The following is an 8,239-nucleotide window of genomic DNA, read 5'->3' as shown; positions in this document are numbered from 1 at the left end:
GCTCGTGGGTGTCCGACCCGTCGGATCCCGCCGAGCGGGAGGCCGAGGCCGTCGCCGAGCGGTTCACCGCGGGGCTGAGCCTGCCCCCGGTCGCCGGGCGCGGCGGCGGGACGGTCGTGCAGCGCATGCCCGAGCAGGCCAAGAGCCCGGCGGAGCTGATCGACAGCTTCACCTCCTGGGGCGACCTCGACGAGGACGCGCTCGGCCGCAAGCTGTTCGACCTGGCCTGGATGACGTCCAATCACTACGCATACGTCGGCTCCGTGCTCGACGCGCTGCCCGACGGTGACCGCGACGACGTGTCCAGCGGCTTCGTCCGGGCGGCCCGCGACGAGCACCTCGACCAGTTCGCCCAGGCCGACTCGGGCCGGGCCATGCTCAAGCGGATGATCCGGGAGCTGACTGGCGGCATCACGGCGGTGCACGAGGGCGCCGAGGCGATCCGGCTCAACAACGCGGTTCGCCGCGGTGAGGGCGCGGCCGAGGGCGGCACCCGCGCCGACGACCAGCTCGCCGCGGCGGAGACCGCGGCCCGCGGCAAGCCGATCGTGCCCGAGCAGGTGCCCACGCTGGGCGCCGAGGAGCTGACAAATCGCGCCCGGCTGCTGGAGGCGGTGCTCGCCCAGATCCTCGTCGACCACCCGCAGGACGACGCGATCACCCAGGCGGTGACGGCGGTGCGCGGCCGGGTCAACGCCGACCGTTCCCAGGTCGCCACCGACGCGGCCGGAGTCTCCGCCCGGATCGTGGTGGGCCAGCGGGTGGTCGAACGCGTGCAGCGCGACCTGGCGCTGATCAAGGGCCAGCTGACGCAGTACGCCTCCCCCGACGCCGACCAGGCCAGCGCCCCGAGCTACATCACGGCGACCCGGCGGGTGCGGACCCGTTACGTCGAGGCGCTCGCCGCCGCCCTGACCCCGGAGGCACCCGCGGCGCTGGCCGTCGCCGAAGCGTCCGCGGCGGCTCTGCCGATGGCGTTGACCGAGGTCGACCTGAGCATCATGGAGAAGCGGCAGGGCGGCTACGAGATCCTGAACCCCCGCGTCACCCAGATGGTCGAGTGGGTCAAGTGGATCCGTACCCGTCTCGCCGAGCTCGACGCGCAGGCCAAGGAGCTGGCCGCCGCCCGGCAGGCCAATGCCCCGGACGTCGCGGACCGGGAGCGGCGCTTCGTCGCCCGGCTCGAGGTCGTCCAGCTGAGCATGGAGGGCGTCCAGCATTGGGAGCGGGCGGTTCGCGGGTACGAGCAGCTGGCCGGCGGCTTCAACGTGATCCCGACCGGCTACGAGGGCATCGCCAAGATCATGAACCGGATGGTCGCCATGCGCGACCAGGCCTACGCCAACGACGCCGAGGGGCTGCGCGCGGCGATGGCCCGGCACCGAGCCGATCCGGACGTCGAGCGTTTCTACAAGGCGATCCCGCTGCTGATCGGCGCGTCCGGCCTCCTGACCGGCTTCGCCATCATGCTGGTTGCGACGATCGTCACGGCGGGTGTCGGCGCCCTGGTCGCGGCCGGCGAGGGTGCGACGATGCTGGCGATCGGCGGGTCCGTCGCGCTGCAGACGCTCACCTTCACCGGCGTCCAACGTGGCCTCGGCGGGATGATCGCGCCGCAGACCACGCCGCTGCTGGCCGAGCTGCTGCTCAACGCCGGCCTGTTCGGCCTGCTGCGGGTCGTCGGTGAGGGGGTACGCGGCGCGATGGCCGCCCGCGGCCTCGGCGCGATGACCGGCGCCGCCCAGCACCTGGCCGCGTTCCCGATCCTGCAGGCGTGGGGCACGGTCCAGTTCCGCATCGAGGAGGGCCGCTGGCCGACCTCCGACGAGTTCGCGGTCATGGCGGTGGAGAGCCTGGTCATGTACGCGGCCCTGAGCGTCACCGCCCGCTCGGTCAGCAACGCGATCCACAGCCGCCGGCAGCTCCGGGCGCTGGAACAGTTCCACGCCAAGTACGGCACCGACCTCGCCGCGATCGAGGCCGGCCGGGCCCGGCTGACCGAGGCGCTGCGGTCGGCGTACGCGAGCGGCAAGGGCGACGATCCCGCGGTCATCGAGCCGCTGCGCAAGCAGGCGGCCGAGCTGGACGCGAAGCTGCGCGCGACCGTGGACGCGGTGCGCGGCGACCGTGAGGTGGGCACCGACGCGCTGCGCAAGGCGATGGCCGACCTGGCCGCGGAGCAGGCCGCGATCAGCGGTGAGCTGCTGACGAAGTCGTTCGAGCTGCCCGAGCGGGTCGGCTTGCAGCGCGGCGGTGGGACGAGTCAGTACACGTACGAGGCGGGAACCACCCAGGCGCTGGTCGACCGGATGAAGGCGCTCGGCGCGTCGGTCACCGAGGCGGCCGACGGAAGCGGACGCCGGGTGGTCACCGCGACACTGCCCGGGCAGCAGCCGATGTTCTTCGCCGAGCGGTCCACGCCGGCCGATCTGCAGCCGCGGCTGGCCGAGCTGGCCGCGCTGATCGAGAAGCCGGGCTCCACGAACGCCGAACGCGGCGAGGTGATCAACCAGCTGCGCACGCCCACCGGCAAGGAGCGCGGTGAGCTGGAGGGCTTCGCGCTGGACAGCGTGGTGGCCGAGAACCAGAAGGCGGTCGCCGACCTGACCGCGCAGCTCACGGCGGACAACCCGGACGTGATCGTCGGCATGGTGCGCGGCGGCGCCTTCCTGGCCGACGTGATCAAGGCGGCCAGCCCCGACCTGGCCCCGAAGGTCCGGACCATGGACGTGCATCGCAACCCCGACCCGAAGCAGAAGAAGGGCAAGTTCGAGGATGTCGCGATGCAGGCCGAGTTCCGCAAGCTGATCGAGGGCGGCGCCAAGCGGATCGCGATCGTCGACTACTACATGGGCGGCACGACCGCGCGGTCCCTGCGGGACCAGGTCTTCCTCCCGCTGGCCAAGGAGCATCCGGACGTCACGTTCGAGACCCATTGGGTCCGTGAGCTGATGGGTTTCGAGAAGACCGCCGGTGGTGGTGTCACGGTGCAGCCGCGCAGCGGGCAGACGACCTCGGGCCAGCCCGGCGGCGCGCAGGTGACCTCGACCGACACCCGGCGTGTCCGGATGGCGCTGGGCGACGACATGGAGGTCGCCTTCGACCCGGCCTCGACCGAGCCGATCACGATCTTCGACCGTCAGGGCCGGATCGTGCGCGTCCTCTACCCCAAGCCCGGGCAGACCACCCGCGACGTGCTCATCGACCTGATCAGTCAGAAACCGGCGGGTCCGTGAGGGTGTGGCGCAGGCCGGTCCGGGCGAACAGGGCGTCGAGCTCGGCGTCGCCGGCGGGCCCCCGGTCGCGGTCGTAGGTGATGTTGAGGAAGACCGCCGGGAGCTCGCCGCCGGTCGCCGGCTCGATCCACTCCGGGTCGATGTCCTCCTCCTCGAGATCGTCCTCGGACAGCAGCGCAGCGGCGTGCCAGCCGGCGAAGGCGCCGCGGGCGAGCATCGGGTCGAGCGCCTCCCGCAGGGCGGCGACCTGGGCCACCGCGGCGTCGGCGTCCCGGCCGGCCATCGGCAGCGCGTAGATCCAGGCCTGGAGGTTCACGCGGTCAGTTCACCACATCAGCGTGCGCAGGGCGCGATCGGCGTCGACGGCGGTGGACACGTACATATTGGATCCGGCACGCGGCCGTGACCCCCACCGCCCCTGCTCGCGGTAGACCTCGACCTCGGCCCACCGGAAGGCGGCCGGATCCAGCGCGGCGGCGGCCGCCAGCGGGTCGTGCAGCAGCTTGCCCTCCGGCCGTTCCCGCAGGTAGACCTCCATCGCCTCGACCGCGAGCCGGGCGCCCGGGGTGAGATCGTCGCGCTCGTCGAGCAACCGCCGTTGCAGCGCGGGATCCCAGGCGACACCGTGCGTGACGTTCTTGGCGACCAGGCGGCGCTCACGGATCCGCGGGCTGCTCAGCGCGAGCAGCGCCGCCTTGCTGTCGTGCCCGAAGTTGTACGACTCCTGCGTGGTGGCGCCCGCGAACTTCGGCAGCCGGTCGGCGGGCGGCACCACGTTGTCCCCGGCGAACCCGCCCTGCGCGACCCACCTGCGCACCTCGACGGCGGGATGGTTGTTGAGCAGCAGCCGCAGGTTGTGCAGCGGCGCGCCGGTGACCAGCACGGTGTCCTCGTCCAGGACCTGTGCCAGCAGCTCGTGCGCCACCGCATCGGCGCGTGCCGCGGTCAGGTCGCCGAGCCACTCACGGTGAAAGGGCGACACGTCGTCGCGCGGGGAGTCGGCGACGCGGGCGCCGACCGGCACGTCCGCGCCGAGGCGGGCGAGGATCTCACGCACGACGGCGACCTGCGCGGGCGTGCCGGGATTGACGGTGACGGCTGCGAGGCGTACGCCGGGATGCCCGGCCAGGAGACAGAGCGTGAGCGCGTCGTCCGGGTCCCGGGTCTCCATGTCGAACGCCACACGCACACCGCCATCGTAGGGCCGCAGCGACTTGAGCCGGACTTAAGGAAACTGCCAAGGCTCTTTAAGCCGCGCCGCTCCATGATCGACGCCGTTCGACAACACCTCGATCGGAGTCATCACATGGCACGCAGACGTCTACGGCTGACCATCTACCTTGGAGCGGCCTTCCTCGCCGCGGGCGGGGGCGCGATCGCCGCGGTGGCGGCGACGGCTCCGACGACCAAGGCGGCCGGGGCGCTCACCGCCGACTTCAGCAAGGACTCCGACTGGGGCTCCGGCTATCAGGCCAAGTTCACGATCAGGAACAACACGGGTACGCCCGTCAACGGCTGGACGCTCGCCTTCGGCCTGCCCGGCAGCGCCAAGGTCGGCAGCTCCTGGGACGCCGCGGTGACCACGTCGGGTGCCGTCTCCACGGCCAGGAACAAGGGCTACAACGCCACCATCCCGGCGGGTGGCAGCACCGAGTTCGGGTTCATCGTGGCGGGCAGCGGCAACCCGACGAGCTGCACGATCAACGGCCTCGCCTGCTCGGGCGGCTCGGCGCCGACCACCGCCCCGACCACGGCTCCGACGACCAAACCGCCGACGACCGAGCCCACCAAGCCCCCGACCGCGCCGCCGACGAAGCCCCCGACCGTCCCCGCAAGCGGGAACGTCCTCGTCGCCCCGTACGTGGACATGGGTCTTCTCTCGAACGGGTCCACCACGCTGGCCCAGCTCGCGGCGAGCGGCAACGTCAAGTCGTTCTCGCTGGCCTTCGTCACGAGCACCGGCTGCAAGGCGAGCTGGTTCAACGCGTTCGATCCGCGGTCGAAGCAGTTCGCCGACCAGATCAACGCTCTGCGGGCGGCCGGCGGTGACGTGAAGGTCTCCTTCGGCGGCGCGACCGGCATCGAGCTGGCCCAGGCGTGCACCGACGTGACGGCGCTGCAGGCCGAGTACCAGGCCGTCGTGTCGGCGTACAACCTGAAGTACATCGACCTGGACATCGAGGGCGCCGCCTCGGCCGACCGGGCCTCGATCGCCCGCCGCTCGACCGCCCTGGCCGCGCTGCAGAAGGCGAACCCCGGCCTGAAGATCTCGCTGACCCTGCCGGTGCTGCCCGAGGGTCTCACGGCGGACGGCCTGAACGTGGTGCGTTCCGCCAAGGACGCCGGCGTGGACGTGGACCTGGTCAACATCATGGCGATGGACTACGGCCGGGCGGCGCAGGACTACGGCGACCTGGCGATCCAGGCGGTCAAGTCCACGAAGGACCAGATCAGGTCGATCTACGGCAACAGCGACGCGGCCGCGTTCAAGATGGTCGGCGTGACCCCGATGCTGGGCAAGAACGACGACCAGGGCACGTTCGCCCAGAGTGACGCCCGTGACCTGATCGCCTTCGCGAACAGCAACCACCTCGGCTTCGTCTCGTTCTGGGAGGCCAACCGCGACAAGAACGCCTGCAACGGCGCACTCTTCCAGTGCACGAACGTGGCGCAGTCCCCGTTCGAGTTCAGCAAGATCTTCGCGGGCTTCCGCGGCTGAGCAACGCCTGCTCGCCACCCCGTCCGGCCGAACCACTTCGGCCGGCCGGGGTGTTTGGCTGAGTGGGGCGCGACCGCCTACTTGGCGGACGGCACCGAGGTTTCCGGGGCGGGCGGCTCGGCGGCGGCGACGGCCTCTTGATCGGTGACCTCCGGTTCGTCGTCCTCTTCCTTCTTGGTGCCCGGTGGCTCCCGGTCGGGGGTGGGGTCTCCGGACGGGTGCCGCACCAGATAGCGGACCGCGGTGTTCAGGACGGCCAGCAGCGGCACCGCGATGAGGCCGCCGACGATGCCCGCGACGACGATGCCGGAGGCGATCGCCAGGATGACGGCGAGCGGGTGCAAGGCGACCGCCCGACCCATGATCAGCGGTTGCAGGATGTGCCCCTCGAGCTGCTGGACCGCGATCACGACGCCCAGCACGATCAGCGCGGTGACCGGGCCGTTGGCGACCAGGGCGACGAGAACGGCGACCACGCCGGTCACCGTGGCGCCGACGACCGGGATGAAGGCGCCGAGGAAGACGAGCGCCGCCAGAGGCAGGGCGAGGGGTACGCGGAGCACGAAGAGCCCGATGCCGATTCCCAGCGCGTCGACGAAGGCCACCAGCACGGTCGCGTGCACGTACGAGACGAGGGTGTGCCAGGAGTAATGGCCGGCCCGGGCGGTGGCCACCCGAGCCTCGCGGGGCAGCATCCGGCAGAGGAACGACCAGATCTGAGACCCGTCACGCAGGAAGAAGAAGAGCGTGAACAGGACCAGGAAGAACCCGGTGACAACCTCGCCGAGGGTGCCGGCCGTGCTCAAGGCGCCGGAGGTCAGGGCGCCCTGATTCTCGGTGATGGCGTCCCGTGCGCGGTCGATGTACTGGCTCAGCTGAGCGCCGGAGATGTGCAGCGGCCCTCTGGCGAGCCAGTTCTGCACCTCCTGCACGCCGTCGCTGACCTGCGCCGACAGGTTGTCGATCTGGCTGATGAAGGTCCTGATGATCAGGCTCAGCCCGCCGAAGACCACGATCAGCGCGGTGATGAGCACCAGCCCCGCGGCCAGGGACCGCTTCATCCCACGCCGGACGAGGGCCGCGGCGACGGGCTGGAAGAGCGCCGCCAGCAGGATCGCCACGATCACCGGGATGATGACCACGCGCAGCAGCGAGACGAGCCGCAGGGCGAGGTACGCGGCGATGACGAACAGGATGAACCGCCAGGCCCAGGCTCCGGCCGTCCGCACCCCGCGGGGCAGGACGTCGTCGGTCCCGGGTGGCTGCTCGACCACCCGGATCGGCTCGGCCTGACCGTTCCCGGCCTCGAACGGTGGCGGGTTACGGCTCGCCGCTGCGGCGAGCCGTTCCCTGGTCCGCTCCCGGACTGTCTGCACCCAACTCATCGGCGTTCTCCCGGCTAAGGCCGGTGTCTTCGGCCGGCATCTCCTTCATGCCCTGTTTCACCGGTTCAAACGCCTCGGTCAGTGACCCTGCCAGAGAAACCGTCCCTCCCGGCCGTCGGCCGAGAGGAACAGGTACCCGACGCCCAGGTCGCCGAAGTTGATGGTGAACGGAAGCAGCTCGGCGGCCAGCTGCGCGACCAGGCGGTAGCCCTCGCCGGGGGTCTCGTCGCCCTGCAGCCACTCCGGCTCGCCGTCGACGAACTGAAGCCGCCACTCGCCGTCCGGCTCGACCCGCACCAGCCGGTGGTCCGGCGCGATCGTCGGCCCCTCCGCCTGGGCGAGCACCACCTGCGGCGCCGGGTCGTCGTGGATGGTGCGGCGGAGCATCTGCAACCGGCCGCCCGGCTGGACGATCACGGCGTTCTCGCCGCCCTCCGGCTCGGCCGTGTACGGCGCGTAGTCGTCCGCCCGGGTCATGAAGAGGTAGGCCAGCCCGCCCGGCACCGGGAACTGGCCGACGAAGGTCATCGGCTCGTCGTACTCGAGGGAGACCGGCCATTGCGGCGCCTCGAGCCAGACCGGCCGGCCGCCCAGCTTCAGCACCGGCTCGGTGACCGGCTCCTCGACCGGAACCACCGTGAAGTGCCGCCGGGTCATGCGCGTACCTCCGGCTTCTCGCCGCTCGCCAGCCACCAGGCCCGCACCGGGTGATCCGCCGCATAGCGGCTGATCACCTCGTCGAACCGCTCCCCCGGCACACTCCTGGGCACGGCCAGGCCGGCCACCAGGTCGTCATGTACGTCCAGCGTGCCGCCCACCTCGGGAGAAGAAAAAAGTGGCTTAAATTGTGATATAGATTATGCAAAATCATCGTTTAAGCAAACACGAGCTTTATATGG

7 protein-coding genes are annotated in these 8,239 nt (G+C 71.1%); 2 read left to right on the top strand and 5 right to left on the bottom strand.

Going from position 1 to position 8,239, the window contains the following annotated elements; translation table 11 throughout:
- A partial coding sequence (locus AB0M20_RS15910) for a hypothetical protein (protein ID WP_364298647.1) occupies positions 1-3,236 on the top strand: 3,236 nt, incomplete at its 5' end.
- Here the strand turns inward: AB0M20_RS15910 and AB0M20_RS15905 are convergent.
- Together AB0M20_RS15905 and AB0M20_RS15900 are read right to left on the bottom strand one after the other, a co-directional pair.
- Positions 3,211-3,552 carry a hypothetical protein gene (locus AB0M20_RS15905; protein WP_364298645.1) on the bottom strand — a complete coding sequence of 114 codons (342 nt, stop codon included), beginning with the start codon at positions 3,550-3,552 and terminating at the stop codon, positions 3,211-3,213. The genes AB0M20_RS15910 and AB0M20_RS15905 overlap by 26 nt on opposite strands.
- Positions 3,553-3,561: 9 nt before the next feature.
- Positions 3,562-4,425, bottom strand: coding sequence for a nucleoside hydrolase (locus AB0M20_RS15900; RefSeq protein ID WP_364298643.1), 864 nt, complete (start codon positions 4,423-4,425; stop codon positions 3,562-3,564).
- Positions 4,426-4,542: 117 nt separating this feature from the next.
- On the opposite strand from AB0M20_RS15900, the gene AB0M20_RS15895 reads away from it, so the two are divergent.
- A complete protein-coding gene (locus AB0M20_RS15895; protein ID WP_364298641.1) occupies positions 4,543-5,955 on the top strand; it encodes a cellulose binding domain-containing protein in 1,413 nt (470 codons plus the stop codon).
- A gap of 77 nt (positions 5,956-6,032) precedes the next feature.
- Here the strand turns inward: AB0M20_RS15895 and AB0M20_RS15890 are convergent, their stop codons facing one another.
- From AB0M20_RS15890 to AB0M20_RS15880, 3 genes are all read right to left on the bottom strand, one after another.
- Entirely contained in the window at positions 6,033-7,340 is a 1,308-nt protein-coding gene (locus AB0M20_RS15890) for an AI-2E family transporter (RefSeq protein ID WP_364298639.1), read from the bottom strand.
- A 78-nt stretch (positions 7,341-7,418) separates the two neighbouring features.
- Positions 7,419-7,997 (bottom strand): hypothetical protein, encoded by a 579-nt coding sequence (locus AB0M20_RS15885; RefSeq protein ID WP_364298637.1) that lies wholly within the window; start codon positions 7,995-7,997, stop codon positions 7,419-7,421.
- A complete protein-coding gene (locus tag AB0M20_RS15880) occupies positions 7,994-8,158 on the bottom strand; it encodes a hypothetical protein (RefSeq protein WP_364298635.1) in 165 nt (54 codons plus the stop codon). Before AB0M20_RS15880 ends, AB0M20_RS15885 begins: the two co-directional genes overlap by 4 nt.
- Positions 8,159-8,239 lie beyond the last annotated feature (81 nt).

This window comes from Actinoplanes sp. NPDC051633 (genome assembly GCF_040681735.1).
Taxonomy (GTDB): domain Bacteria; phylum Actinomycetota; class Actinomycetes; order Mycobacteriales; family Micromonosporaceae; genus Actinoplanes.
The sequence above is the reverse complement of the archived record's forward strand: the minus strand, read 5'-3'. Positions and strand labels throughout refer to the sequence as shown.